Source organism: Streptomyces sp. NPDC002680 (assembly GCF_042889145.1).
Classification (GTDB): domain Bacteria; phylum Actinomycetota; class Actinomycetes; order Streptomycetales; family Streptomycetaceae; genus Streptomyces; species Streptomyces adonidis.
Window position 1 is genome coordinate 154,627 of sequence record NZ_JBIAQP010000015.1, and the last position, 25,424, is coordinate 180,050.

Here is a 25,424-nt window from a genome sequence, read left to right on the forward strand (position 1 = left end):
ACTCCGAAGGCCGACCGGCTCCCTCACAGGGCAGCCCGACAGCGCGGAATAACCGTGTCCTCCGGTCGATTGTCCGACTGTTGACATCGGGTAGGACGGGGAGGCGAGTGAGCGACCTGAAGCTGTTCCGGCCGGATGCCGATGGCTGGGACGTCGAGCTGCGCGGTTCGACGCTGGCTCTGGAGGTGAAGCTTCAGCGCCGGATCGAGGCCAGCATGGAGGCCGTGCTCGGCATCCGCTTCCTCGCGTCCGAGTATCCGACCGGGCCTTGGCACAAGGGCCGGATCGACTCGCTCGGCCTGGACGAGAACGGCACACCTGCGCTGATTGAGTACAAGAAGGGTGCCGACAGCGGTGTCCTCTCGCAGGCCGTCTCCTACCTGTCCTGGTTGGACTCCGCACGTCACGAGTTCGAGGCGCTGGTCAAGGAGAAACTGGGTTCCGAGGCGGGCCTGGCGGTTGGGGTCGGTGACTGGGAACAGGCCGGTGGGCGTCTGCGCCATAGGTTCCCCCCGCGGGGTGACTCCGCCCGGAGGCGAAGAGGGCAGCGTACCGCCGGCCGGCACCCCACCGCTCCGGGATTCTGGGCGGCGGAGACCTAGACCGCCTCAAGAGGGCATCGTCCCGCGGAAGCGAAGGCGGTCACTCCGCTAGCAGCCGCTCCTCGACCACTCGGTCGCCCTCGACGTAGGGATTGGTGGCCACATCCACGCCGAACAGGGTGTAGAAGCGCTCGAGCGCCTCGTACGCGTCCCGTTCCGGATCACCATTGGCCACCCACGACTGGTCCCAGGTGTCCGCGCTGGGCGGCGAGGCGTCACTGAGGAAGCTCTGCATCGTGCCTCCCCCTGGCGCCAGGACGCGTGGCTGCTCGCCACCGAAACGGCGTACGACGATCCGGTGCCGCCATGGCCCTGCCACGCGTGGGACGACTAGCTTGTCGGCGAGACGGAAGTACTCCAGCGTCATCTCAGTCACGACATGGGTGTTGATCCGCTGCACCGGGGCCAGGTACTGCGCGCCCCAGCACAGCATGTCCGGGTTGGCCACCGCGCCCGAGGTCATCAGACCATCGGGCCGCACCCACACCGCGCAGCGCTGGCGGCCGATGAACAGGCCACCGCTGAGGGTCTGCAAGCGTCCGGTGCTGTCAGCGAAGTTGAATCCCGCGTCCCGCAGGACGTCCTGGTTACGCAGAGCGCCCTTGATTCCGTCGTGGCTGTGGAGTCCGAGCAGGATCTGCGACGGTGGCTGGGCGGGCAAGCTCTGCCAGAGCAGCACCGGGGTCTCCTCCCACTCCTGCCGCTGCTCCAGTTCGTCCAGGGACTGGTCGGGCTCCTCCTGCCACTGTTCGTGCGCGGGCACCAGCACACCGGCGGGCACGGCATCCCGTGTCCGCAGGCCCTCGTTGATGAGCTGGTACACGTCCTCCGAGAGCATGTAGATCGTCCGGTCACCGTGCCGCACGGAGACCGCGAGCCCCTCGGCGAGCCGCCCTTTGTCGTTGATCATCTTGCGGACCAGGACGTACCGCGAGAGCTCCGGAACCGGTTCCACTTCGAGCACCAGGTAGTACAGATCAGTCCCCGCGGTGCTCCGGCCCGGGTCGTGGTACCAGTGGTGGCTGACCGTTACGCGAGGACGCAGGTACTCGTTCAGGGTGTCGACGTACTGGACGACGTCTGCCCGGTGCTGCGGGAAGGGGCGGAAGCCGATGGCGACCTCCAACGCCTGATTGCTCTTCTTCTCCGCTTCCACGCCCAGCACGAGCAGCCCGCCGTGGGCGTTGGCGAAGGCGGCCACGTCCTTGCACAGCTCGAACTTGCCCTTCTCGGACGCCAGATCGTACGGAGACCGCTTGAAGTCCAACCACGAGTTCTCGGCTACGCCTCGGAGGTCATCGGGGCGGCCGGCGGCCAGCGCCTCGATCAGCGCGGAACGACTCAGAGATGCCACCCAGTCACCCTAGTGCGCGAGCGCGAGGGGAATGCCGCCCCGCGGGCTGCGGATCAGCCTCTTGTCCACTGCTACTCACCCGCACCGTGGGGGCACGAAACCCATCGATCAGTCCCGCTGCGACCGGCAACGGCACGCGGTTCGCCGCTTGTCGAACATCTACAACAACACCAACAGCAGACAGCGACTGAACACGTCACTCCGTGGCCACCCCTCTGCACACTCGCTGCGCACGTGGCCACCCCTTGACCACCCCTCGCTCACGCAGCCTCTCGGCAACCTTCAGGAAAGGCCTGCCACCGTGCCCCAAAAAAAGCAAAAGCCCCAGGTCACGGCGAGTGAGTCCTAGGGCTTCCACAGAGCCGCCTTCGGGATTCGAACCCGAGACCTACGCATTACGAGCTCGCCAGACCGTGCCCCTGGGCTGCCCTGGCCATCCCTCATTTCACCGTTCTAGCAGGTCAGGCCAGGTGACGTTGGCTAGGGATCGCAGATCATTCACGGGGTTTACCGGTCCTTCCGTTCCCACCACGTTCCCAATGGCAGGCCACTGGCGGCATCCTGACGCGGAAGCAGAGGATGCTGCAGGCCACGCCGTCGCGCGATTGCCGCTCCGACGCATCACCCTTGCGACGCAAAGAGGCCCTACCCCGCTGGGGGTAGGGCCTCCGGCCGTCTACGCGTGCCCCTGTCCAGGCCGCTGACCACAGGTTAGCGGCTCGGACTTATCTGCGGGACCAGTCCGTACAGGATGCTCGGGCGGATCTCGGGCTGGCCGACATAGCCGCACTCATGCGGGCAGGACACCCATTTCCAGGGCTGGGCGTACGGCGATCGCCGGGACTCGCGGGAGCGGTGGGGGTCGTCGGCCGCGCAGCGGCGTTCGACGCGGCCCCTCAGGCCGCATCCGGTGCACAGGCCGAAGGCGTCGCGGTAGGGGCCGCAGCGTTCGGCTTCAAGGGCGGAGATCTCAGGTGGCAGGACGGGGTGCGGGTAGGGGCGTCCGCTGCCGGTGATGGGGCCTCCGTGGGTGCGGTCGAACTCGTAGGCGCGCTCGCCGGGGCGTACGGGCAGAGACCACCAAGGCTGTCCGGGGCTGGCAGTGAAGACGTGGCGGACGTTGTGGATGGTTCGACCTTCGTGGTCCGTGAGGAAGGTCTGACGGGCGAGGATCCAGCAGCGTCCGCCGAAGGTGCTGTAAGCCTCGGCGATGTTGAGGGGGTAGGGGTACTGGTCGCTGATCAGGCCCTCGCAGAGGGTGCCGGTGCGCAGCAGTTCAGTCATGGCCTGCTTGGTGGCGGTGCGGACTATGGGGATGTGCTTCTGCGGGATGCCGTCGAGAGGAATGACGGGCATGAGGGTGCCTCCGTCCTGTTCTGCGGGTCAGCGGGCATCGCTGATGTCGGTTTCAGGGATGCCGAGAAATGTGGCGAGGTCAGCTGCTGTGTCGAACGCGCCGGGGATCATCGCGAGTTGTGTGTCGTACGGACCGGTGAGCTCGAAGCCGTCGCGCCACAAGGTGACGCCGATGTCGCTGCGCCTGATCGTGGTGCGCATTGCGTCGGCGAGGATGTGGTCGCCTATCTGGGCCTGTCTGTTCTGTTCCATGGGGTGTCTTTCTCGGGTGCGGTCGTCCTGGTAGCGGAATTCAGTGATTGATGTCTGCTGCCTCTGGGCGGTGTTGGGCGTCTGCGGAGATGGCGATATCGCGGGCAGGAACCGGTGCCGAGGATGCCGACGGTCCAGGGTTGCTACGACCGAGCTCCTCAGATCCCACTGGGCATGAGACACAGCGCCGCTCCCGCCGGGCAGAGCGGGCGGGAGCGGCGGGGACAGTCCTGGTCAGGTGGGTCGCCTATGCGGCGCTATTTCTGTGCCCGTCCGTGCTGGTTGGCGAGTTCGGTCATCCAGGCGACAAGCGCGGCCGCGTCGGTCGCGAAATTGCCGGTGGCGAACTCTCGGCCCTCGTCCCCGGTGTCGTCGGTGTAGAAGCCGTCGAGGCGGCCGTGGGCGCTGACCGGGTGGGTGATGGAGTTCTCCGCGCCGGTGATGCTCTGGGCACCCCACGTCAGGTGGGAGCCGTCGCCGAAGTGGTAGGCGGCGCACGTCTCGTCCATCAGCTTCCCGTCGGACTCGATCTCGCAGTGGAAATCGGCGGCGGCGAGAAGGGCCAGGACCGCGTGGAAGACCGTGTTGTCGGTGGGCGTCATGAACGTACTACTTTCTTGAATGTGGGTCTGATCTGGGCGTTCGTAAGATCGGAGGGCCCAGGGGGGCCGGGTATGGCTGTCATGATCGAGCCGACCGATGGCTTGGCGTGGCTGGCGCTGTCGGGGTGACTGCGAGGTGCGCGCGGAGTGCTTCGCCGGCAGCTCGTATGCGCTCGGCCGTCCAACCGGAGCCGGATAGCGTCAGCCGGGCCTGCTCGTTCCACGCGCCGTCAACGACGGTGATCCTCACGCTCATGGGTCGTACGGCGACCGCGAAGCGGATGCTCCCGGTGGGCTGCGGCGTCATTTCCCGGGCCTGCGTCCACCGGACCGGTACACGCTCCTCGTCGGCTCCCTCGGGTCCGGGGCAGGCGTGAGAGATCGCGTTCAGCAGCTCTGTGTCGTGCGTGCACTCCCCTGTGCAGTGCAGGAGTGCCACCCGGCAGCGGGCCACTCTGAAGGCGTGCCGGGCGAAGGAGGAGCGAGCGCGGGTGGTGATGACGCAGCCGAGCGCGGGGACGCGTGTCGTGCGTTCCAGCCAGAAGCCCTCGCCGTGCTCGTCGAAGTACCCGCTGCCGAGGTCCCATCCGCGTACTCGGGCAGCGTCCTCCCACGTCCACGGCTGACCGTTGCGGTAGTCCCGGTCTTCCGGACCGGTCGTGACCCACAGGCGGTAGGTGGCGGGGCCGGTGAACATCGTGCCCTGGGCGAAGACCAGCTCGACCCGTACCAGGACCCGAGGGGCGTTCACCGGTACGACGGTGCATTGCCCGCGCCAGGCCTCCATCACCGGGCAGTTCTCGCACTGGCCGCGCCGGATACAGAGGCCGTGTCCGCCCCAGTGGGCTCGGCGGGTGTCCTGGGCCTCGATCAGCGCGGCCCAGCACCGGGGCCGCAAAGCACACTGGCTGCCGGTGCCACTGTGGGCGTTGAGGCTGAGCCGGTTCCAGCCTTTGCCGTCGGGCCCTCGGGGCGCTGCCTGGGGTTCGCGTAGGTAGATCGGCATAGTGGGTTCCTTTGGGGTAATCGAAGGTGGCCAGGCCGGGTGACCGGCTGCGGAATGTCAGGTGGTGCGCCGAACCATTCGCTGCTGGTTGGGGTCCCAGTCGCATTCGGCGTAGAGGCGGTTGAGGTCGGGGAAGGATTCATTGCCGGGGCCGGGGGCGATGATGAAGCCGTACTCGAAGCACTCGGTCTGGCCGGGCCACCTGCCGGTCCAGCGGGTGTTGCACGCGGTGCCGGTGTGGGGGCATCCGATGCGCTGGGAACCGGTATCAGCGCAGCGGGCGACGTCGCAGCGGTTGAGGTGGAAGGTGCCGGGGCTGACCGAGCAGTCGGGGCAGTTGATGAGTTGGGGTTCGGGCTGGTTGGTGTCTGGCTCGGTGGCCATGTGTGGCTCTCCAGGCATGGGCCGGGCCGCCCACCTGGTGGGGTGGGCGGCCGGGTTGGCGGGGGTCATACGGTCTGAGCTGGTGGGCTCACGTGCTGTCCCGGAGCGGCCAGGACGTCGTGCCCGAGTTGGCCGATGCGCAGCGTGATCCAGGCGGTCTTGTGGTGGTCCTGCTGTCCGGGGCGTGTGAAGGCTTCGATGTCGGGACGCCAGATGAAGCCGGCGTTCTCAATGAAGGCGGTGGTCTGCTCGTTGAGGTCGGCGGCGCATTCCGGCGCGACGACGAGGGCGCCGAGTTGGGTGTCGTATGTCACCAGGTACATGAGGCTGGTTCCTGCTGGGTCGGGCCGCCCACCTGGTGGGTGGGCGGCCCGGTCGGGGGTGGGTCAGGAGACGCTGGGCTTGTCGGGGGCCGGCTTGGCGGTGGTCTGTGGCTTGCGCGCGGTGCGCGGCTTGGGTTCACCCTCGGCGGCCGCGGCGGCGGGCTTGGGTGCCGTGCGCTTTCGGGTGGGGCGCGCCTTGGACTCGCCGTCGGCGACTGGGGCGCTGGGCTTCGGGCGGCGGGTTCGCTTCGGTGCGGGTTTCAGCTCGGGCACGTGCGTGGCCTCGGTCTTGGGCTGCTCGGCTGTGGGCTGGTCGGCGGGCGCGGGGACGGCCTTGAGATGGCGCGTCTGCTTCGCGGTCTCCGTCGCGGCCGGGGCCTGCGACTCGGGCTCGGCGGCGGGCTGGTCTATCTCGATGGAGTCGGCCGGGGTGGTGGCGTCGGCGGCCTCGGGTTCGGCCGGTGGATCCCAGGGCCTGTGACCGACGTAGAGGGGCTTGGTGTCGAAGACGGGGAGCAGGCGGTCAGTGATCGTGTTGTAGAGGACGACCCCGGGGTCCTTGTCGGCTTCGAGGGCACCGATGTGGACGGGGGTGTGCCAGCGGTGGCCGCGTGACAGGGGAATGGTGCCCTCGGTGGGCTCGTGGTCGGCTGGCACAGTGCCGCCAGTGGCCCACAGTTGGATGCTGCTGCCGTCGCCGAGAAGGCGCATTCCGATCTGGCGCTCGTGAGGGCCTTCGAGGCTGATGATGCCGTCGAGGATCAGGCCGTTGACCTGCCAGATGTCGACACCGAGGTAACCGGTGAGGGTTTCGGCGGTGCCGTGGAGGGCTGAGGGTGCCAGTTGCACGACGATCTTCTCCAAGAGGTCGTTGATGGATGGGTGGTGTAGCCCGCCCGGTTGGGGAGGCATGGGGTCACGCCGGGAGAGCGTCCATGAGGGTGCGGGCAGCCTCGGCGAGTTGTGGGGCGTTGGCTTCTTCGCAGCCGGCGTAGCTGCGGGCGGCTCGCAAGGCGTCGCGGGCCGCTTCGGTCTCGCCGCGGTCGAGGAACGTTGCGGCAGAGTCGAAGGAGAGGGCGGCGACGCCGAGGGCGTGCTCCTGGTCGTCGCAGACGGCACGGTTGACGAGGGCACGGGCGCGGGTGGCCCAGTTGCGGGCGGCGGTTTCGAGGCCCGGAAGGTCGAACTGAAGGTCGAGGGTCGAGGCTGTGAGCTGCATGGTCGTCTCCAAGAGGTCGGGGGGTGCTGTGCGAAGGCCCCGCCCGGGTGGGCGGGGCCGGTGGGGTCAGGAGGGGAGGAGGCGGACGCTGTCTCCTTCGTCGAGGAGCATCGAGAGGCGCGAGCCGCTGTCCCAGTGGATGTCGAGCTGGTTGAGGGCGGGGTGGTAGCGGCGGATGGTGCCTTCGTCTCCGGGCCGGAGTTCGGTGTGGGGGTCAGTGGTGGCGTCGAGGGCGACGCGCTGGCCGGCTTCGTACATAAGGGCACCTTCTGGGATTCGTTTTGATCGAGTGTTGTGGCACATATTGAGCGGGCGACCACTCTCCGCCCACAGCGGGATCAGACCTCACGAACGGTGACTTCACCGATGCCGGTCGTGTCCAGCGTCGTCTCGCTCAACTTGACACCGAAGGCCGAGACCTCGGCGATCACCACGTCGCCCCCATCTCGCAGCTTCAGCGACCAGCCGCACTGGCAGTTCATGACGCAGATCGTCGACCGCTCATCGCTCATGCGATTCTCCTCAGGTTGCAGGCCGGGCCTCTCCTCGACCACTTCTCTTATTCTAGCTGCATTCAGAGAGAGGGCAAGAATTTTTTCGACGAATCCCCATTTCAGACTGCCTTTGAGCCGATCAGCCGGTCGGCGAGCGCAATCGCCTCCTGCACCGCCTCGGCGACCGTGAAGCGGTCGAGGATCTCGTCCCGCTCCTCGAAGAGGTGCTTGCGTTCCCGCGCGGTGCGGTCCGACAGGCCGCCGTCTGCGAGGGTGTCGCCGCAGGCGATCACCGTGTGGGGGCCCAGCCCCCACACGATCGCGTTGACGGCCGCGCCGGCTGCCGCGAGCGGTTCGAGTTCGTTCAGCGCCCACCCGAAGCCAGCGGGATCCGCATGCAGGTCGCGCAGATGCTGGGCGGCGGCGCGGAACATCCCGCCCGTGCCACCGGCGGGCTCATGGAACCAAAACCCCTTCTCGGGTGGCGTCTCACCGATGATCATTCTGGCCATCATGTCGCACACCTCCGGAGGGGTGTGGTACTCGCCGAGGCCTTGTTTGGCGCCGTGTGAGCGCAGTGAGGTGATCGTCCACGACATGACATCGGTGTCGGAGCGGTTGTAGGGGTCGGGGTCTCCGGTCAGCTGCAAAATGCCGTAGCGCAGCGCCGTCTCGGTCACCCGGCGCACCGCGTACGCCTTCTCCTCTACGCCTTCCTCGGTGAGCCAGCCCATGAGCGGGGCCATGCGGGCGGCGAGGTCGGGGCGGCGGGCCCAGGTGTGCGTGTAGATCTCGCGGTAGCCCTGCAGGAGCTGCCAGTCGGTCGAGTTGGTGATGATGCGGGCGGCGTCCTGACTGTGCCCCTTGATGGGGAACAGGGCCAGGCCGCCGATGATGCTGATGGGGATGTCGATGCGGTAGCCGCCCCAGTTGGAGGCGTGCCAGGTCTCGGCGACGGCCTCACCGAGGCGTTGCCCGGCGTCGCGCGGGTTGCCGATCAGCAGCGGCGCTATGCGACGCGGCGCGGGAATGGGGGTCTGCACGGAGGGCAACTCGGGGCGGAGGTCGGCGAATAGTCCGTCGGGCTCGTCGTCGGCCGCCGCGATCGGCCGAGGAGCGGGCGCCGGGCAGGGCGGGGGCGCCGATGTCGACGCGGTCGCCGCCTGGAGCGCGAGCCGCGCAGCCGGGCGGGTTGCGGAGGCCGGGTGAGGCGTCGGCGAGGCTGTGTCGGTGCGGGCCGACTTGGGGCGGGCGGCGAACGTCGCCGGGACGGGGGGCTCCTCGGCATCGGCGAACAGGTCGAGCTGGTCCATGGGTTGCTCCGTTTCGGTGTGGACGCGACGGCGCCCCGCCTCCCGGGCCGGGAGGCGGGGCGCTTCGGGTGAGTGGGGTCAGGGGCGGTCGCCTGCGCGGGTCACGGCGTCGGCGGGGCAGAGGACGGCGGCGATGCGCATCACGTACGGCTCGTCATTGAAGACGACGAGCCAGCGGCGGCTGGGTGGATCGAGGGTGGCCATGCGGGACTCCAAGAGGTCGGTGATCAAATCAAGGTTGTGGCACATGTGGCGTGCGGGCCGGCGGCGGAAGTCAGTACAGGGCGCCGATGGCTTCGGCGATGGCCTGGCCCATCACGGCGAGGTCTGCGGTGGAGGCAAAGGGCAGGTGAACGCTGTCACCCTGGGCGTCGTTACGGACGCGCGCGACGTCGTAGGGCGTTGATCTGGCCGAAGTGTGTTTGCCCCGGTGGGCCGGACGTTCTCAGCCGGTGCGGCGAGGGAAGGTGACCACGAGCGCGGTCGCGTTGTCGCGCTCCCCGTCGCGGCGGCGGCCCACGGCCAGGGCCTCGGACACCAGCAACCCCGCGCTGTCCTTCGCGTCCAGCGTGAACTCGGCGGTTGCCTCCATCAGGCCCGGCTCGTTGGTCTCCAGTGGGTAGTACACCCCGTCGGTGCAGAAGATGAGTTGCGCGATCAGGTCCACGTCGACCTGCGCGTCGCCGATCTCGCCTTCTTCCAGGATGGCCGTCACCGAGTGGTGGTCCGACTCCTTGGGCGTGCGGCCGGCGTCCAGCAGTTCCTGCGCGTAGCTGTGGTCCTTCGTCAGTTGGTCGAGACCGGCGATGTGGTTGCGTCGGTAGGCGCGGGCGTCGCCGGACCAGGCCAGCCTCAGCTTGGGGTCGCCGTGGTGGTAGACGGCGACGACCGCGACTGCGGCTGGGTCCGAGTCGCGTCGGCGTCGCGCCCCCCGTCGGGCGTCAATCTGGGCGCGGATCTGGGCGATTGCGTCGGCCGGGTCGCCGGAGATGGCGGCTTGGCGGGCGAGTGCGGGCGCCCATCGGCGGACGTGGGCCCGTACGTCGTCCTCGTCGCCGATGCCGTCGAGGACGACGTACGCCCACCGGCCGCTGGCGCGGTCACGGCGAACGGCATAGGCGTCGCACTGCACGCCGCGGGTTCCGATGTCCTGGGCGGCGGACACCGCGGGGGCATCGGCGACGATGCTCGCCGCACGCTGCAGGCGCGCCCAGCGTGCGATCAGCTCGGCGCTCGCGGCCGGGAGCGGCTGCAGTCGGCCGTCGCGGTTCGGCGGCCCAGTGACGATGACGGGGCCGCGCACATCGGGGCCGGGCCCGCCGGCGAGGTCGTGCCACGTGCTCAGTAGGACCTGGTTCCGGGGGCGCTGGTGCGCGCCGAGGCCGGCGTGGACGGTCAAGTGACGGCCGAGCCGCCAGACGGCGGTCGAGCCGTCGAGTTCGTCGGCGATGTCCTGGCACTGGCGCTGGGCGTCGTCTGCCAGGTAGAAGTCCTCGATGTGGCCGCCTGGCTCGATATACAGGGCCTCGGTGTTCACGGTTGTCCTTTCGGATGCGGGGAGGGCGACCGGGCCGCGGTGGGACCCGGCCATGATCGGACGGTCAAGGGGAGGTGCTGTACCGGGACTTCAGGGCGTCCATGACCTTCGGCAAGACCTCGTGCAGCGGCTCGGGCACGTCGGTGTGGTGATGCGAGTCGTCCAGCGCCCCCAGCAGGACAACCGTCCCGTACAGGCAGCACGGCAGCTGCTTGAGGTAGATGGCGTTGACCAGCGAGGTCGCGTACAGGTTCTCCGGCTTGGTGAGTGCGCCTCCGGCATCGGCAGCCACCGCCAGGCGGCGCTTGCCGTCGGGTCGGGCGTAGTGGACGACCTCGACCCCGCCCTCGACCTGCCCGCGCAGCGCCTCGATCAGGCCGGTGGTGGCGGGCAGTTGAATGTCGGTGAGGGTGCCGTCGGGGTCGAGGCGGACGCCGCGAATGGTCTTGCCCATGGTTTCTCCCAAGAGGTTCGAGGGGGTGGGGGGTGGCGTGTGCTGGGCGGCGAAGATCCGGTCCGTACACCGGAACGGGTTGGAGCACTGCGGTTTGCCGTCCCACCACCGCGCCCTCCGACAGGGAACGAGGTGACCGCACCAGGAGCAGGTGAGCGCGTACTCGGGTGTCGGCCGCCGTGCGGGCATCGGGCTTCGCCAATCGGGTTGAGGGGGCCGCCACGGCGGCGACCCCGGGGCGGGTTAGAACGGGCGGATCGCCCGGGCGAGTTCGGTGAACAGCTGACGGCCGACGTGCAGCGCGTGGCCGGTGGAGAACTCCTCCAGTTCGGCGCGGGCGGCCATCTCCACCAGGCACTTCAGGAGTACCTCGGGCATGCCGGCGATCCATGTGCGGTAGTCCTGGCTGTATCCGGCGCTCCGCCAGGTGGCGGTCAAGGCCTGGTCGACGGTGATCGCGGCCTGTCCGGCGGCGTCAGCGCAGAGGCCGAAACGCTCGGCGAGCAGGGCCTGCAGGTGCGGGCCTTCGAGGACGTCGGCGAGGCGTTCGGTGACCTGTCCGGTGGTGAGCGCGTACGGCGCGGCGAGCGCGTCGGTCGAGGCGGTGCTGTGCATGGCTTTCTCCAAGAGGCCGTGGTCGTGCAGGGACAGGACCGGCCGCCCACCTGGGCGGGTGCTCGGCCGGGGAGGTGGGGTCAGACGAACCAGATGTCCCGGTACGCCTCCAGCCGTTCCAGGGCGGCCGAGAAGTCCCGGGTTCTGGTCTGGGTGAAGCTCACCGTGTCGATCGGGCCGTGATCGGGGTGAATGTGCTGGAACGTGACCTTGGCCTCGGCGACCTCCTGCCACTGGCAGGTGATCTTCAGGACGGCCGGGTCGTTGGCGTAGCGGACGTAGAGGCTGTCACCGATGGCGGCGGTGACGCTGTCTTCGTCTTCGCCGAGGTTGGCGGCGAACTGGTTCAGCAGGGGGTTCATGGGCCTCTCCAAGAGGTCGTCGGTCGAGGGCGTCCCGGTGTCGCAGGACCGGTTGAAGGTTGTGGCACACCTTGGAGGGCGGTCCGGCCGGCCGGACCGCCCTCTGCACTAACAGCCGACAGCACCCCGGATGCCGTCGGCGGACCGGGCGGCCAGCCACTTGCCGAACGACGAGTCCTCGAACTCGACGTCGGTCACCTCGTCCGCACGAGCCTCGTTCCCATCCTTGCTCTCCATGACGCGCCTCCCTGGCGGTGAGCCGGAGGACTTTCCCCCAACCCGTCCTCTTATTCTAGCTGCTATCCTTGGGTGCGGCAAGAAAAAAATTCCACGTTATCCCAGGTCATAGGCTTGCGGGCGGGGACTGCGTTCCGGCCAGGGCACCGCGCCAAGGGCCCTGCGGTGCGTGCCGGCACCACCGCCAGCGGCCAGCCCGCCCAGTGCAAGCCCATCGCGGCGAGGATGAACGCGTTCGCCTTGTCGTAGCGGCCCGGCCCGTCGCACTCCAGGCCGTACCGCTCGGCGACCGCGTCGCGCACCATGCCGTTGGCAATGCGAGCCCGCTTCTCCTTCGGGTAGTCCTTGGCCGGGTTGGCGCTGCCCGTGGCGTAGATGGTGCGCGATTGCGCGTTGACCACCGCGTACGGGATCTTCCGGTCCCGCAGGTCCTGGGTGAGGATCCACCGCTGGCCCACCAGCTCGTGATGCCCGGCCTGCCCGCCCCGCCCGTACGCCGCGCCCTCGATGACCACCAGGTCCGCGAGGCGGGTGCGCTCGCGGACCTCCTCGCGCAGCCATCGCAGCCGGCGGTGCCCCTTGCCCTTGCAGCGGAGCGCGTCGGCCCAGCCGTCACCGGCGATTCCCGTGCACGTCAGCGACGAGCCGACGCCGATCACCAGCGGGGGCCCGGGGGCCGGGGCCAGGATGGCGGCGGGCGCGGCGACGAGGCTGCTCAACGGGAACTCCTTCACAAGGGTGCGGGGCGGGGTGGTCAGGCGGCCAGGGCCAGCGGAGCCTCAAAGAGGGCTGTCTGCACGGCGGTGTGTTCCTTCCGGATTGATGGGCCGCACCCGCGGGGGTGGTCACCGCGAGCGCGGCCCGGCTTGGGGTAGGGGTCAGTACGGGTGCGGGGCGGGCGTCTCGCCGTCTCGGGCCAGCTCCTCCAGCGCGACGCGGGCCAGGTGGGCGACGTCGCCGATCAGCGCGGCCAGGGAGTGCGAGTAGTCCTCGGCGTTGGCGCTGGCCGCCGCGAGGTACAGGGCCTGGCAGGTCGGCATGTCGCGGTTGGCGAAGGCGGTGATGAACCGCAGGGAGAAGAGGTGCGCCGGGTGCTGGGCGCAGGCGTCGTCCGGGTCGGGTGCAGCCAGCGCCCACAGGCCCTCGGGGCTGGGGTGCCCATACAGGCGGACGAGGCTCTGCCGTCCGACTGCGGCGAAGATGCAGCACACGCCGTACATCTGACGGCCGGTGCTGGCTGCGGCTATCTCGTCCATCACCTGCATGGCTCGGTCGTAGTTGCGGTTGACGGCGTACTGCAGGACGTCCTTGGCCAGCTGGCCGCGACGGAGAGTGTCCATGGTGGCTCTGCTCCTCTACAAGAAGTTGGATGGGTGCCGGGCCACGCCTGCGGGGTTCTCACCGCGGGCATGACCCGGATCAGGGGGTCAGTCGGTGACGCGGTGGGGGTGTCCGACCTGCGGTTCGGGTCCGGCGGGCCCGACATAGTGCGCGTCGCGGCATTCGGCGGTCGCGCTGTGGAGGCCGGGGTGCGCCTCGCACCACACGCGGGCCGAGGGAGCCTGGGCGTCGTGCTCGGGCGGCAGCAGGGCGAGGCTCGCGGCCCATGTGCGGCCGCCGGACGCCCACGCCATCGCGTGCAGGGCGAGGCGTCTGTTCGGCTCGTCCAGCAAGTTGAGGTTGGCCATGGACAGGACGTGACGTCCGGTCAGGACACAGGCCAGGCGCAGGACCTGCCACTCCGAGAGGTCACCGGTCAGGGGGCCGTCGCCGGCGGACAGGCATGCGGAGGCCACCCGCCGCCAGGCGATGCGGGACTGGCCGTCGCCGTCGTTGTGGATCAGGCGGATGCGCTCCAGCTGGGGCAGCCAGTGGCCGTGCGAGGCGAGCAGCCATACGGCGGCCTCTTCATGCCACGATCCGGCGGCGCGTTCTCCCAGGCGTGCGGCGAGGGCGGTGATGTGGTTCATGGTGTCTCCAAGAGGTGTTGTCGGTCAGGTGCGGGGCTTGGGGAGGTGGCCGACGTGCCAGCCGCCGCAGGCGCGGTTGCGGCACGGGTAGGCGGCCAGGCGTACGGCGCCTTTGGCGATCAGCCGGTTGCGGTGGTCCTCGGCCTCCTCGCGGGCGGCGTGGCGGCGTTTGCCAGTGCAGGCACGGCCCTTGGTGCGGATCACCGCACGTCCGCCTGGGTCTCGGCACTCAGGCAGCCGGGGCAGCGGCGGGCGGGTGCCTCCCAGTGGGTGGGGTCGGCGACCCCGGTGATCAGGGCGCCGCAGGCGGCCACCGACCCGTCTTTGGCGTGGTCGCGTTTGTGGACGCCGCTGTCGGTGCTGGTGCGCCACACCCACTCGCCGCGCAGGCTCACACAGTTGACCTCGATGGGGGTCCCGCCGATATGGCCAGTCATCGTGTGGGAAAGCTCGCCGGGGCGGCTGGTGGGCCGGGGAGCACCAAAGTCGGTGGCGTCGATCGCGCGGGCCCACTGTTCGTACACGTTGTCGCCGGGGTGGTACAGGAACACGCGCAGGCCGAGCGGGTCGTCGCCGGTGGCGATACCGAGGTGATCGACCTCGATGCTGTCGGCGGCCAGGCCGGGGTGGGCGCTGGCCAGGACCGCGCCGGCGATCATCGGCTGTAGGACTTGGCGCATCGGGCGCGCGGTGGTGGGGTGGGGCATGGTCTCTCCAAGGCGAGGTGGGACCCGCCCCCCGGGCGGGAGCGGGTGGGTCGGTCAGGTGGTACCGAAGTCCAGCTGCAGCTGCCCTGGCTCCTTGGCCTTGTCCGTCTTGCGGCGTGCGGCCATTTCGCGTGCGCCCTGGCGGCAGGAGGGGCAGACGCGTTCGCCGTGTCGTTTGTGGTCCTTGGCTCCGGCCTCGGTGCCGCACGAGGCGCGCAGTTTGGGCTCGGCCAACTCCCCCTCGAACACGTCGTCGAGGACGGCGATGACCTCGCCGTTGCACCACAAGCGCCCGCCGGCGATCCCGTCGAACTTGGCCTGGGCAGGCTTGACGGTTGCGATGCACACGGCGCGGTACGGGCACGGCCCGCACGTGGCAAGCTGCGGCCCCAACAGGCGCTTGAGGTCGCCTCCGTTGGTCCAATCGTCCTCATTGACGGTGAAGCCGTCCTGGCCGCGGCAAGGCGCGCGAAGGGTCCAGCCGCCGCTCACAGGACGGCTGTGATGGACTCGCCGATGTGCCGGGCGACGTTGAGGCACACCGCGCCACCGGCCTGCGCCGTCTGCTCGGCCTGGGTGCCGAGGACGATGTACCCGCGAGGGAACCGCTGGGCTTCCAGCTGCTCGCGGGGCTTGAGCATCCGGAAGCCGCAATCCTCCGCCGCGGGCGCTGAGCGAAGAAGCGCCGCCGAGTCGCGGGTGGTCAAGGTGTGAACGGGCTCGGCGGCTGTCTTGACGGCGGCCTTGCGGTAGGGGATGACCAGCGTGTTGCGCAGCTCGGCCGGGACCGGCCCGCCAGGGACGACCAGGCCGTGATGGTTGCCCTGAGCGGTGACGGTGGTGACCGGCTCGGTGGCCAGCGCCGGGTTGGCATTCTGCCGATAGGTGATCACGAACGGCTCGGGGTCGACGGTGACCAGTGCCTCGCTCTCGCGGGTCATCCGGGTGCGCATCGGGTCGGCGACGTCGCTGCAGGCGGTGTTCCAGCTCCCACCGGTCGGCACGAGCAGCGCGTCGCCCTGCTTGATGGTGCGGGTGGTAAACGGCCGCTCGGCCACTGCATAAGCCCGGTCGGTGCCGTCCTTGCCGTGGTTGAGGGTCACCGAGGACGGCGTGTGGGGGAACTTGACCAGGCCTGCGCGGATGCGCTCCATGGTGGTGTCCGCCAGCGGCTTCTTGCGGTCGCCGATGCGCTGACCCAGGTCGTCCCAGTTGATGACGGAGGCGGCCGGACGCACGTACGGCTCGACGACAGCGTGGCGGCAACGGCGGTTGGGGCAGCGGTAGTTGTAGTCGCGCCGGTACTTGCCGATGCGGTTCCTGGGGTCGAACCAGGCTTTCTTCGCGCGGATGTCCTTGCCGCACTCGAAGCAGAACGCCAGGGGGCGGGGCTCCAGGTCCGGCTTGGGCATGCCTTTGAGGCGGAAGACGATGTAGATGCGGTCCCGCCACTGCGGGGCGCGGAGGTTGTCGTCGTCGCCGACATGCGCGGAGCTGGCGCACAGGATCTGCGGGGGCTCGTAGGTGAGCTCCGTCATGGCCTTCACCCAGGTCTTGAAGAGGACCCAGAGCTGGGCGAATTCGACGACGTTCTCGATCACGACGTACGGGAACCGCTTGGCCTCGCACGCCCGCACCACGCACCAGGCGGTCGCCCGGGTACGTTCGAACGCTTCCGGCGTCAGGGCCTTCCACGACTCGGCATCGTCGTCGTCGCCGAGCTGGTCGAGGATCTCGAACAGGTCGATCTGATCGGTCGGGTGGACGAGGCCGCCAGCCGGGCTGACCTCGGTGCAGATGATCGACGCCCACAAGAGCAGAGCGCGGGGCAGGAACCGCATCGGGTAGCCGGTGACGTCGGCGGTCAGGTGTTCGATGTTGGGGTGGTTGGCAGCGTGGGAGTCCATCGCGGTCTGCCAGTGGTTCATGGCGAGCTTGCCGCGCCAACCGGCCTCCACCAGGCCGGAGGAGGATCCGCCGGCCCCGGCGAGCAGGTCGTTGAACGTCAGCTCAAGGCTGCGGGGAAGAGTGGCCAACAAGGTGTTCTCCGAGAGGTCAGGGTGACGCGCCGTGGTGGCGCGGGGTGGAGGAGGTCAGGTGCGGGCGGGGCAGGGGCCGGTCAGCTGCGCCAGGAGCAGGGGCTGGGCCTGCAGGTCGCCGATGTCGCGGGCGTAGGCGATGGCCTCGCTGATCCGCTCGCGGTCGTCGGAGGTAACGGCGTGGGCGATGAAGCAGGAGCAGGCGGGCGCCGGGGCCTGCGTCTGGGACTCAGGCCGGGTGCAGTTGTCGTGGTCGAAGCAGCGGCAGCGAGAGCACCCGACGCACAGGTGATCGCGCTCGGTGTCGCACCGGCCGCAGCCGCCGCCGAGGGCGATGTCGAGGCTGTCGGCGAAGGTGCTGCGGTCGATGGGGTTGGCCATCGCCTCGGCGAAGTTGCGGGACCGTTCGGTCATGGGTGGCTCCAAGAGGCCGAGCGCCCGGCCCCGCTCGGTGCGGGGCCGGGCCTTGTCGGGTGGGGTCAGAGGAGGGGCTGGCGGCTGACGAAGACGACCTGCAGCACGTCGCGGCGCTGCCAGACCGTCAGGGGCCAGTCGGTGCTGCCCTGTTCGTGGGCCAGGTGCCAGCCGCCCTCCATGAGGAGGTTGGCCTGTCGGCCGTACTCCTTGACCGCTTCCGCGTGGCTGTCGAAGGGGCCGGTGATGACCCGGCCTCGGCCGGCGTGCTGGGAGTCGACGCCGAGGAAGCTGACGGCGAACCGTTGCGCGGTCGCCAGCAGTAGCTCGCCGAGCTTGGCTCCGGCCGACTGGGTGTCCGCATCGGTCAGTGACTTGAGGTACAGGGCGGTGGCGGCGAGCATCGAGATGATGTCGGCGCCGTACTTTTCGTGCTCGCCGCCCTTGGTGGAGTCGAAGACGGGGCCGTCGTGCGTCGGGTTGTCGTGGTGGCCGCGTCTCACGTGCCAGCCGGTGACCTGCTCCAGGCGGTCGGGCAGCGCGTCGTGGTCGGCGATGACCAGGTGCGTGCCGTCAGGCAGGTCGGCGTAGATGACGGTCTGGCCGCCGCAGGTCTCGATGTCGCAGACGAGTCCGGCCGCGCGCAGCGGCCTGGTGATCGGCTCGTACTGCATCCACAGGGACTGCCACTCGGGGCGGCCGACGCGGCCGTGGTCAGGAAGGGGTGCGAAGTTCAACGTGATCTCCAACGGGTCGTACGGAACAAGGTTGTGGCACATCTGATGCGGGGCGGCTGAGCTGCCCGCCGCCCCGCACCGGGTGGGTCAGGCCGTGCGAGCGGGCTTGGCCGCCAGGGGGAAGCCGAGCTCGGCGGCGATTTGCTCGGCACGCTCGGCGCTGGCCGCGTAGCGGCCCTCTTTGTGCTCGCGGGCGGGGATCTTCAGGCCGTGGAACTCGCCGTGCGCCTGGGTGATGGCAACCGGCCAGGCGGCGTCGAGAAAGCCGACGACACCCTCGGCCTCGACAACCAGGACGTCACCGTCACGGATGTCGTCGCGGCACTGGGTGGCTCCGTAGGCCTCGACGGTCGTCCCGTCGAAGCGGTGGACCCTAGGCAGGCGCGCGAGCTCCAGCAGTTTCGCCACGACGTGGTCGCGGATGGTCACCGCCCCAGCCTGCTCGGGGTAGTCCCGCACGGACTGGTCCGCGTTCTCCAGCTCCAGCAGACCCTCCCCCACCGGGAGGGGGTTGTCCGCGTAGGCGCGAGCCAGACCGGCGAGGACGGCGGCGACCGCCTCCGTGGCATCCTGCGCGATGATCATCGATTCCGTCATGCTGTTTGCCTTTCGGTTGACAGGCAGGGGGCGCTCCCCTGCTTGGTGTTCGTTCGAGTGGTGTGGCATATCAAGCGGGCGACGAAATCACCTACCGCCCACCCGTGCGACCCTCCGCGCGACGCCGTGCAATCGGGGAGCGTCCCACCCTCCCCACTCCTCTTATTCTACCTGCCTTCATGTGGGGGTCAAGATTTTTTTCCCGAGGAACGGGCGTCACGAGCCTTCTCCCGTCCCTGGCGGGCCAACTGACGCGCCAACTGCCGAGCCGCCTCCACATCCTCAGGCCTTTCCTGCACGACGCGTCGCGCCCGGTCGAGGTCCGCCTTGTAGCCGCTTAGCCAGTCCTGCTGAGCCTGGTGCTCCGCTTCCGCCTCCTCACGCTGGCTGGCCGCGCGAGCGGCGCGCGGGTTGGTGCCGCAGGCACGGCAACTCGCAGCCGGGACCGAGTGCCTGGCGCAGCCAGCGGGCTCCTCTGCGACGCCAGCTGCAGGGGGAGGGGGGGAAGGAAGGAAAGAGGAAGAAGAAGGAAAAGAAGGGGTTCCCCGGGGGGAACCCAGTGGGTTCCTCTGCGGGAACCCTGAGGGTTCCCCGGGGGGAACCCTGCCGTCGCTCTCCTCAGGGTTCCCCCCGGGGAACCCTGCCCGCTGCACGCCCTCGCCGGCGGCCAGCGCCCGGGCGTCGATGTCTTCGTACGTCCTCGCGGGCTTGGACGGGGCTGCCCGAGCGACGCCCGAGCGGGCCAGCCTCGGGTTCTTCGGCGCGGCGTCAGCCTCCTTGAAGCGGGCCTCCAGATCATCGTTGGAGGGGATGGGAGGCACCGCCAAGGGGAATACTCGGTAGACCGCCCGGCGACCGGCCTTGCCGGTCTCCACGCGCTCTATGAGGCCCTTGGCGACCAGCTCGGTGACGATGGTCATGCACCGCTTTTCACCCACGCCGACCCACGCGCGCAGCCTGCGCAGGCCCGGCTTGGACAGGCGGGTCTCGTCGTCGGCCGAGTCACAGATCTTCATCATGGCCAGCTTCTGAGACTGGGTCACCACGTCCTCGGGCAGGTACGCGGCGACGACCATCAGGTGAATGGACAACGGAAGTTCCCTCCACGGATGGCCGCTGCCCGGTTCCGGCCGGAACCGGGCAGCGGCCATCCGATCAGGCCTTGAAGGGCCGCACGGTGATGGTCCTGGGCGTGGTCTGGGCGCTCCGCTTCTCAGGGACAGCCAGGCCCGCCGCCTTCAAGTTGTCGACCATGCGTTTCTCGTCGGGCACCATCGGCACCGGGATGCCCGCCTCGTCGTGCACATCGACCATGGCCTCGACGTCGATGTCCCACTTGGGGTTGCCGCCGCCCCACCCCAGCTCGTTAGCGCCGTACGCGCCCGCCGGAGAGAGGTCGAGTTTCGCGCGTGCAAGCTTCTTGATCCGCTTGCCCTCGGTCTCCAGCTCGTGTCCGCGTACGTAGTCGGCGAGAGCCTGGGTGCGGTCGGCGTCGTTGTGGATGAGCACCGTCTGCACGGGGGCTCCAGGCTGCTTGGGCATACCCCAGCAGGCCGTCATGAACGGGCAGTAGTCGCATATGGCGTCCACGCCCGGCCCGTCGAAGTCGCGGCGTCCCTCCTCCGGGGAGTTCAGCTCACGCACTCGCTGTACCCACCAGCGGGCGCGGGTGGCCTCCATCGGGTCGAACGCGAACTCCTCGACGCACTCTTCACCGTTGTCGCGGTTGACGAAGCGGAAACGGATCCGGGCCACCTCCAGCGGGCCGACCTTGGCCAGGTACCGCTGACCGCGCACATCCTCGAAGCCGGTCGTACGCAGCAGGTCGGCGTACAGGTACACCTGCCGCAGCTCGGCCTCGGTGGGCCCGTAGCGGCGCACCTTGTCCCACAGGAACGTCGACTTGGTCTTGACGTCCTCCACCGTCACTCCGTGCTGCGCGGGCACCCTGGGACGGTGGCGAGCGGGGACGCGGGCTGCGGTCGCCTCATCGAGCTGCACGGCGTCGATGTGGCCCTTGATCATGCCGTCGGCGACGGCCCTCTCCACCAGCCAGCCGTACTCGCTGCGCGCAGCGCCGAGCAGGCCCTCGTGGATGTAGGTGCCGAGGATCGCGGCACGCTTTTCGTTCTCGTTGGTCGGCGCGGTCCCGGCCACGATGTAGGCGGCGCGGCGCTCGCACACCGTGTCCGAGGCGCCGAGCTGCCGCTGTAGGGAACGCGGCCGTCTGGCGTCGACATCGTGTGCGGCCGTCCACAAGGACGGTGTGGACTCCGTGAACTCCACAGGCTGAGCAGTCATCAGATACTCCAGAGGTCGTGGGGCGGGCCGAGCCGTAGGGGCCCGGCCCGCAGGGCAGGTCAGCTCCGGGCGGCGGCTGGCTTGGCCGGGGTGCGCCTGCGGGTGGGGCTCGGCTTGTCGGCTGTGCGCTTGGCGGGGGCCTTGCGGACCGGGCGTCGGTCCGAGTCGGGTTCGTCTTCGGGCTCTTCGTCGCCTTCCTCGGCTCTGCGCTCGACGGCGGCCCGCAGCCGGTCGGCGTCACTGAGCGGGCCCTGGCCCATTTCCGTGGGCGGGTTCTCGAGCTCGGTGACCTTCCGTTCGATCGCTGCGCGGATCGAGACGACCTCGGCGCGGGTCAGGCCCGTGTCGTCCTCGGCGGCCTCCCACCACAGCTCGCGCAGCCGCTCGACGTCTCGCAGCTCCGTCACGTCGTTGTCGTCCAGCCACGCCTGCACGCGGTCACCAACCAAGGCGGGCATCTGGCGGGGCTGTGACTCCACCGAGCAGCCGAGCCGGTCGAAGACCAGGTCCTCGATGGTGAAGTTCGGCAGGTCCAGCGGTTGGCCGTCCTCGACACGCAGCTTCAGCGAGCGGGCCTTGATGACTTGGGGGGCGCGGCCCCGACGCATCCGCACCCACACGGAGGCGTCGAATGCCAGGTCCTTCTGCGCCTGGACCTTCCACTCCTTCAGGACGCGACCGCGGTCCTGGATGGGCTTGCCGTTGTCGTCGATGGCGGTGATCTGCTTGCCGCGGGCGGTGATGATGGCGATGCCGGGGAATGTCTGCAGGAGGTGGATGACATCCAGCCACCGCTCGGTGGCGTCGTTCCACAGGTTCATGCCGATGTCGATCGCGGCGTCCGGGTCGTCCTGCAGCCGCTGCGCGTTGCTCTTGCCGCGCCGGGCCCGCTCGTTGGTCCAGGACTTGAGCATCCGCCACAGCGAGGATCCGGAGTCGACCGACAGCACCACCGGCACCTCGCCGGCTATGGCGGCCCGGCGGGCCTCGGCGTGCACGGCGCGGATCTGCTCCAGGATGTCCCGGTAGGAGCCGTCATGGTCGATGATCAGGTAGTGGGCTCCTGGGATCGCCGCGTACTCGTCGGCGCTGCCCTCTGCCAGGTCGATCCAGTACATCTGGCCTATCCGCTTCGAGGCGGAGAACTCGGCGGCGGAGTACGTCTTTCCGGCGCCCTCGTCTCCTTCGAGGAGGATGAGCGGCCACGGCACGATGCCGGTCGGTTCGCGGGTTTTCAGTTTGATGCCCATCTGGGCTGCTCCAAGAGGTCGTTGGTCTCATGCGGCGCGCAGGGCCCTCGTCTCGAACAGGTGCGCCCACTCGCGGTGGCGTTCGATCAGGAGCCGCACGTACCGGCTGCGGTAGTCGTTGTTGAGGCGGAAGGCGTCGCCCTGGGTCGCCTGTCCGTAGCGCCAGCGCAGGAGCTCGAAGAGCATCCCGATGCCGACGCGCTTGAATCCCTTGGCGACGCAGTCGGCGGCCAGCGCCTCCAGATGCCGCAGCACCCAGGGGTTGAGGGCGTGGAACGCCTCGAACCGCTGCTGGATGGGCTGGCCGGGGTGAATGACGGGCTGCTGGACCGGCTGGATGCCGTCGTCCAGGTCGAGCACTTGCTGTTCATAGACGGGCACGACACCCCCGAAAGATTCACTACATACGAATGTTGTGGCATATCTTTCACGAATGGTCCGACGCGATCAACCAGCAAAGTGCACCGAATCCCGCACCTGGCCGTCGGCGACCGGGCCGCAACTGCGACAGCGTGCATCATTTCTCCCAAAGACAAGAGCAGCGGCGCCGTCCGGCGCCGCTGCTCTTATTCTATCTCAACTATGGTTCGTGTCGAGTGACTTTCCGCAGGTCACGAGGCCTTTGCAGCGGGCCCACGGGGGACTATCGCAGAGCCTGGTCCGGTGTAGCGCCCCTGCCGCAGCGCCGCCTCGATCTGCGGCACGATCGCCCACATCACCTTGCGTGACTTCGCCCGGATGTCGGGGGCGGCCTCGATGAGAGTGTCCAGCAGCCACAGCGGCGACCCCGACAGCTGGTAGTCCGCCGGCGCGAACCGGCCCTGCCGCACCACCGCCGACAGGTTCTGCTGGCTGGAGAGGCCGAACAACTGCGTCGCCTCCTGCAGACCGCACAGCGGCGGCACCTCGTCAACGCCGCGCGCCCACACGCCAGGCTCCTGCGCGGCCACCAGCTGCTGTAGCACCAGCTGGTCCAGCTCTTTGGGCCTCGGCTGCGTCTGGCCGTAACCCCGCACGAACGACAGCAGCCAGTACGGCGACCCCGACAGGATCACGGCATTCTCGTAACCCAGTACGCCTCGCCCCAACCACTGTGTGACCTGCTGCCCCCTCACCCCGTACAGGGCGGCGAACTCCTGCCTGCCTGCCAGGAACGGCTTCTTGCTCACCACCGCCGACCCCCTCTCTCTCCTCCTGATCTGCACTCAGATTCTACCTAGAACGGTCAGCAGGACCGTTCTAAAGACTGCTACTCTGGATGCTCCAAGAGGTCGAGGCCCCCACCGCACGCGGTGGGGGCCTTGGTCGTTGCCGCGCCGGTCGGCCGTACTACACGGCGAGGTCGTACTGGTACTGCGGCGGCCTCGCGTAGCCCAGCAGCCACCCGAACTTCGGTGACATGTAGTGCTCGGCCAGACGGAACACCGCGTAGTAGCAGAACGCGGCCAGCGGGATCAGTACCCCGGACAGGGCCTGAGCGTCGAGGCCCAGGCCGTGGTGGGCGGCCAGCGCCACCAGCCAGCTCACCAGCGCCGGGACGCCGGTACGGATCAAAGACACGTACAGGTTCACAAGGTCTCCTTGGGTTGTCGGGCGAGGGCGGCGTCCGCCCAGAACATGACCTCTTCGAGGCGGAACATCGCAGCCTGCTTCTCCGCGCCGGCCGGCAGCTCCGCATGCAGCATCAATGCCAGCTCCAGGCACCCGGAGCGGACGTCCTCGTGGGCCTGGCGGCGCTCGGCGGTGTCGGCCGGGTGCAACGTAAATCGGTTGATGATCTCTGCGGCGTTCATCGGGGCCTCACTTGCCGCCGTAGACGAGCCTGAAATGGTCGTCCGGTGGACGTCGTTTCGCCTTGGCGCGTTTCGAGCCCGTGGATCAGGCGAAGAGACGGCGCCAGGTCTCCGGGCCGGGGTAGCCGTCGGCGGCGGAACCGGCCCACTTCTGGGCTCGCTGGAAGGCGGCGACGTTGCGCCGGTCAGCCTCGCCCCAGTCACGGGAGGGACCGACCTGGTAGTGCTGGCCGTAGCCCTTGCGCACGAGTTGCTGCCCCAGTAGGAGAATCGAGGTGTTCGACTTGCCGGGGCCGAAGGCGCTGCGGCCGGGGAACGCCGGCGGGCCCGGCTTCGGCGCCGACGTACCACCGGGCCATTTCGGCATCGGGCCAGGATCGGTGTGGGTGTTCTCGGGCGTCTGGCCGTGGCCGTAGTGCCCGCCTTCGGCCTCCCAGGTGCGCTCGCTGCGGTTCGCCTCCCAAGTCGGGGAACCCATCGGCCAGACGTCCGGGACCCCCCAACTCCGCGCCCAGGCCAGGATCTTGTCGAGACCCTTGGCCGGGGTGTCCTGGACGGTCGCGTACGTCCGGCCGTCTACCCGGCAGTGGGGGAAGAAGAGCGTTTCGACCTGGAGGCATACCCGTCCGGTGCGGTTAGTCCGGGTCCCGCCTGTGGTGTCGGCGAGCGACTTGGACCGGCTGTTCGCGGGATAGAACTGGGCGGTCCTGCCGGTGAAGGGATCCCAGAGGAGATGCGGGGCAGTTCCCTTGCCGCCACCGGTGAAGTACTGCACGAGCCGGTCGAACGGCACGAGGTCAGCCGGCTTGGCGGCCGTAGCGTTCTTGTCCCAGGTGATGTGCCAGATGACGCGTGGGTCGTACTGCGCGTCGGTGGGTGCGGTGTCGCTGAGCGGGTGACGCTCGGCTCCAGGCAGCCAAAGATCAGGCATGGCGCGTTCCTTGTTCTCCCCCGCGCCTGCTGTTCTGAGCCTACAGTCCGAGCTTGCCGGTGACGATCGCGACGATCACCCCGACCACCACGGGGGCGACCAGGGCGGTGACGGCCAACCGCCTGACGTTGCGGGCCTCTTGCCGTTCCGTCTCGCGCTCGCGCTTCATGGCGGTGATGTCGTCCTCGACGGACTTGATCTTCAGTTCGTCCGCGCGCCGATCGGCGTCGTACTGGATCTTTGTCACCATCTCGGCGAGTCTCGCACCGAGTGCGGCGAAGTCAGCGCGCAGGTCGTCGCGCATCTGCTGCATGGTCCGCAGCAGTTCCCACGGTGTGGGGTCCTGGCCCTGCGGCTCGGACACGGTGCTCCCTTCGGCAGCCCCGCGCCTCCAGGAGATCAGTCTATGACGGTCTTGAAAACGGCGGGCTGGACCAGGACAGCGATCTCCCCCATGCCGGAATTCGCTGAAGGGATCGGCGATCGCAGTCTGGGCCAGCCAGGTCGCCCGTTCTCCCCAGCCGTAGGACACAGACAGCGCCGACACTGGTCAACCGGCGGAAAACGGACCTGCC

Annotated in this window: 38 protein-coding genes; 1 reads left to right on the forward strand and 37 read right to left on the reverse strand. The window is 69.1% G+C overall.

Annotated elements, in window-relative coordinates; all coding sequences use genetic code 11:
- Positions 1–107 precede the first annotated feature (107 nt).
- Positions 108–602: a hypothetical protein gene (locus ACFYXF_RS34640; protein ID WP_389355725.1), complete on the forward strand. Its 495-nt coding sequence runs from the start codon at positions 108–110 to the stop codon at positions 600–602.
- A 40-nt stretch (positions 603–642) separates the two neighbouring features.
- Here the strand turns inward: ACFYXF_RS34640 and ACFYXF_RS34645 are convergent, their stop codons facing one another.
- From ACFYXF_RS34645 to ACFYXF_RS34825, 37 genes are all read right to left on the reverse strand, one after another.
- Positions 643–1,956: a helix-turn-helix domain-containing protein gene (locus ACFYXF_RS34645; protein WP_389355727.1), complete on the reverse strand. Its 1,314-nt coding sequence runs from the start codon at positions 1,954–1,956 to the stop codon at positions 643–645.
- Positions 1,957–2,667: 711 nt separating this feature from the next.
- On the reverse strand, positions 2,668–3,312 hold the full coding sequence (locus ACFYXF_RS34650; protein ID WP_389355729.1) for a hypothetical protein: 645 nt from the start codon (positions 3,310–3,312) through the stop codon (positions 2,668–2,670).
- A gap of 27 nt (positions 3,313–3,339) precedes the next feature.
- Positions 3,340–3,564: a hypothetical protein gene (locus ACFYXF_RS34655; RefSeq protein WP_389355731.1), complete on the reverse strand. Its 225-nt coding sequence runs from the start codon at positions 3,562–3,564 to the stop codon at positions 3,340–3,342.
- Between the two features lie 257 nt (positions 3,565–3,821).
- Complete coding sequence (locus ACFYXF_RS34660; protein ID WP_389355732.1) at positions 3,822–4,166, reverse strand: hypothetical protein; 345 nt, start codon at positions 4,164–4,166, stop codon at positions 3,822–3,824.
- A gap of 79 nt (positions 4,167–4,245) precedes the next feature.
- On the reverse strand, positions 4,246–5,172 hold the full coding sequence (locus tag ACFYXF_RS34665) for a hypothetical protein (protein ID WP_389355734.1): 927 nt from the start codon (positions 5,170–5,172) through the stop codon (positions 4,246–4,248).
- 57 nt (positions 5,173–5,229) lie between these two features.
- A complete protein-coding gene (locus tag ACFYXF_RS34670) occupies positions 5,230–5,556 on the reverse strand; it encodes a hypothetical protein (RefSeq protein ID WP_389355736.1) in 327 nt (108 codons plus the stop codon).
- 65 nt (positions 5,557–5,621) lie between these two features.
- A complete protein-coding gene (locus ACFYXF_RS34675) occupies positions 5,622–5,879 on the reverse strand; it encodes a hypothetical protein (RefSeq protein ID WP_389355737.1) in 258 nt (85 codons plus the stop codon).
- Positions 5,880–5,942: 63 nt separating this feature from the next.
- A complete protein-coding gene (locus ACFYXF_RS34680) occupies positions 5,943–6,743 on the reverse strand; it encodes a hypothetical protein (protein WP_389355739.1) in 801 nt (266 codons plus the stop codon).
- Positions 6,744–6,795: 52 nt separating this feature from the next.
- Entirely contained in the window at positions 6,796–7,098 is a 303-nt protein-coding gene (locus tag ACFYXF_RS34685; RefSeq protein ID WP_389355741.1) for a hypothetical protein, read from the reverse strand.
- A gap of 66 nt (positions 7,099–7,164) precedes the next feature.
- Entirely contained in the window at positions 7,165–7,356 is a 192-nt protein-coding gene (locus ACFYXF_RS34690; protein WP_389355743.1) for a DUF4314 domain-containing protein, read from the reverse strand.
- A gap of 80 nt (positions 7,357–7,436) precedes the next feature.
- Positions 7,437–7,610 carry a hypothetical protein gene (locus ACFYXF_RS34695; protein WP_389355745.1) on the reverse strand — a complete coding sequence of 58 codons (174 nt, stop codon included), beginning with the start codon at positions 7,608–7,610 and terminating at the stop codon, positions 7,437–7,439.
- Positions 7,611–7,711: 101 nt separating this feature from the next.
- On the reverse strand, positions 7,712–8,905 hold the full coding sequence (locus ACFYXF_RS34700) for an N-6 DNA methylase (protein ID WP_389355747.1): 1,194 nt from the start codon (positions 8,903–8,905) through the stop codon (positions 7,712–7,714).
- 78 nt (positions 8,906–8,983) lie between these two features.
- On the reverse strand, positions 8,984–9,109 hold the full coding sequence (locus ACFYXF_RS34705) for a hypothetical protein (RefSeq protein WP_389355749.1): 126 nt from the start codon (positions 9,107–9,109) through the stop codon (positions 8,984–8,986).
- Positions 9,110–9,350: 241 nt separating this feature from the next.
- The gene (locus ACFYXF_RS34710; protein WP_389355751.1) at positions 9,351–10,442 is read right to left on the reverse strand and encodes a PP2C family protein-serine/threonine phosphatase; all 1,092 of its coding nucleotides are present in this window, start codon (positions 10,440–10,442) and stop codon (positions 9,351–9,353) included.
- A 64-nt stretch (positions 10,443–10,506) separates the two neighbouring features.
- On the reverse strand, positions 10,507–10,896 hold the full coding sequence (locus ACFYXF_RS34715; protein WP_389355752.1) for a hypothetical protein: 390 nt from the start codon (positions 10,894–10,896) through the stop codon (positions 10,507–10,509).
- A 243-nt stretch (positions 10,897–11,139) separates the two neighbouring features.
- The gene (locus ACFYXF_RS34720; RefSeq protein ID WP_389355754.1) at positions 11,140–11,511 is read right to left on the reverse strand and encodes a hypothetical protein; all 372 of its coding nucleotides are present in this window, start codon (positions 11,509–11,511) and stop codon (positions 11,140–11,142) included.
- Positions 11,512–11,591: 80 nt separating this feature from the next.
- The gene (locus tag ACFYXF_RS34725) at positions 11,592–11,873 is read right to left on the reverse strand and encodes a hypothetical protein (RefSeq protein WP_389355756.1); all 282 of its coding nucleotides are present in this window, start codon (positions 11,871–11,873) and stop codon (positions 11,592–11,594) included.
- Between the two features lie 108 nt (positions 11,874–11,981).
- Positions 11,982–12,110, reverse strand: a complete 129-nt coding sequence (locus ACFYXF_RS34730) for a hypothetical protein (protein WP_389355757.1) — start codon at positions 12,108–12,110, stop codon at positions 11,982–11,984.
- Positions 12,111–12,172: 62 nt separating this feature from the next.
- Complete coding sequence (locus ACFYXF_RS34735) at positions 12,173–12,829, reverse strand: hypothetical protein (protein ID WP_389355759.1); 657 nt, start codon at positions 12,827–12,829, stop codon at positions 12,173–12,175.
- Positions 12,830–12,988: 159 nt separating this feature from the next.
- On the reverse strand, positions 12,989–13,450 hold the full coding sequence (locus ACFYXF_RS34740; RefSeq protein WP_389355760.1) for a hypothetical protein: 462 nt from the start codon (positions 13,448–13,450) through the stop codon (positions 12,989–12,991).
- Positions 13,451–13,537: 87 nt separating this feature from the next.
- A complete protein-coding gene (locus ACFYXF_RS34745) occupies positions 13,538–14,080 on the reverse strand; it encodes a hypothetical protein (protein ID WP_389355762.1) in 543 nt (180 codons plus the stop codon).
- 24 nt (positions 14,081–14,104) lie between these two features.
- Positions 14,105–14,284, reverse strand: coding sequence for a hypothetical protein (locus tag ACFYXF_RS34750; protein WP_389355764.1), 180 nt, complete (start codon positions 14,282–14,284; stop codon positions 14,105–14,107).
- On the reverse strand, positions 14,281–14,787 hold the full coding sequence (locus ACFYXF_RS34755; RefSeq protein ID WP_389355765.1) for a hypothetical protein: 507 nt from the start codon (positions 14,785–14,787) through the stop codon (positions 14,281–14,283). Before ACFYXF_RS34755 ends, ACFYXF_RS34750 begins: the two co-directional genes overlap by 4 nt.
- A 54-nt stretch (positions 14,788–14,841) precedes the next feature.
- Entirely contained in the window at positions 14,842–15,279 is a 438-nt protein-coding gene (locus tag ACFYXF_RS34760; protein ID WP_389355766.1) for a hypothetical protein, read from the reverse strand.
- Entirely contained in the window at positions 15,276–16,823 is a 1,548-nt protein-coding gene (locus ACFYXF_RS34765; protein WP_389355768.1) for a DNA cytosine methyltransferase, read from the reverse strand. Before ACFYXF_RS34765 ends, ACFYXF_RS34760 begins: the two co-directional genes overlap by 4 nt.
- 57 nt (positions 16,824–16,880) lie before the next feature.
- Positions 16,881–17,240, reverse strand: a complete 360-nt coding sequence (locus ACFYXF_RS34770; RefSeq protein ID WP_389355770.1) for a hypothetical protein — start codon at positions 17,238–17,240, stop codon at positions 16,881–16,883.
- A 65-nt stretch (positions 17,241–17,305) separates the two neighbouring features.
- Complete coding sequence (locus ACFYXF_RS34775; protein ID WP_389355772.1) at positions 17,306–17,977, reverse strand: hypothetical protein; 672 nt, start codon at positions 17,975–17,977, stop codon at positions 17,306–17,308.
- Positions 17,978–18,064: 87 nt separating this feature from the next.
- The gene (locus ACFYXF_RS34780) at positions 18,065–18,574 is read right to left on the reverse strand and encodes a hypothetical protein (protein ID WP_389355774.1); all 510 of its coding nucleotides are present in this window, start codon (positions 18,572–18,574) and stop codon (positions 18,065–18,067) included.
- A 188-nt stretch (positions 18,575–18,762) separates the two neighbouring features.
- Entirely contained in the window at positions 18,763–19,665 is a 903-nt protein-coding gene (locus ACFYXF_RS34785; RefSeq protein ID WP_389355775.1) for a hypothetical protein, read from the reverse strand.
- 64 nt (positions 19,666–19,729) lie between these two features.
- Positions 19,730–20,875, reverse strand: a complete 1,146-nt coding sequence (locus tag ACFYXF_RS34790; RefSeq protein WP_389355777.1) for a PD-(D/E)XK nuclease family protein — start codon at positions 20,873–20,875, stop codon at positions 19,730–19,732.
- Between the two features lie 59 nt (positions 20,876–20,934).
- Positions 20,935–22,125, reverse strand: a complete 1,191-nt coding sequence (locus tag ACFYXF_RS34795; protein ID WP_389355779.1) for an AAA family ATPase — start codon at positions 22,123–22,125, stop codon at positions 20,935–20,937.
- Between the two features lie 27 nt (positions 22,126–22,152).
- Positions 22,153–22,506 carry a hypothetical protein gene (locus ACFYXF_RS34800; RefSeq protein ID WP_389355781.1) on the reverse strand — a complete coding sequence of 118 codons (354 nt, stop codon included), beginning with the start codon at positions 22,504–22,506 and terminating at the stop codon, positions 22,153–22,155.
- Between the two features lie 230 nt (positions 22,507–22,736).
- Entirely contained in the window at positions 22,737–23,294 is a 558-nt protein-coding gene (locus ACFYXF_RS34805) for a hypothetical protein (protein WP_389355782.1), read from the reverse strand.
- Positions 23,295–23,454: 160 nt separating this feature from the next.
- Positions 23,455–23,697 carry a hypothetical protein gene (locus ACFYXF_RS34810; protein ID WP_389355783.1) on the reverse strand — a complete coding sequence of 81 codons (243 nt, stop codon included), beginning with the start codon at positions 23,695–23,697 and terminating at the stop codon, positions 23,455–23,457.
- Positions 23,694–23,918 carry a hypothetical protein gene (locus tag ACFYXF_RS34815; RefSeq protein WP_389355784.1) on the reverse strand — a complete coding sequence of 75 codons (225 nt, stop codon included), beginning with the start codon at positions 23,916–23,918 and terminating at the stop codon, positions 23,694–23,696. The genes ACFYXF_RS34810 and ACFYXF_RS34815 overlap by 4 nt, the downstream gene beginning before the upstream one ends.
- A gap of 85 nt (positions 23,919–24,003) precedes the next feature.
- On the reverse strand, positions 24,004–24,849 hold the full coding sequence (locus tag ACFYXF_RS34820; protein WP_389355786.1) for a peptidoglycan-binding protein: 846 nt from the start codon (positions 24,847–24,849) through the stop codon (positions 24,004–24,006).
- A gap of 40 nt (positions 24,850–24,889) precedes the next feature.
- Positions 24,890–25,213, reverse strand: coding sequence for a hypothetical protein (locus ACFYXF_RS34825; protein ID WP_389355788.1), 324 nt, complete (start codon positions 25,211–25,213; stop codon positions 24,890–24,892).
- Positions 25,214–25,424: the final 211 nt, after the last annotated feature.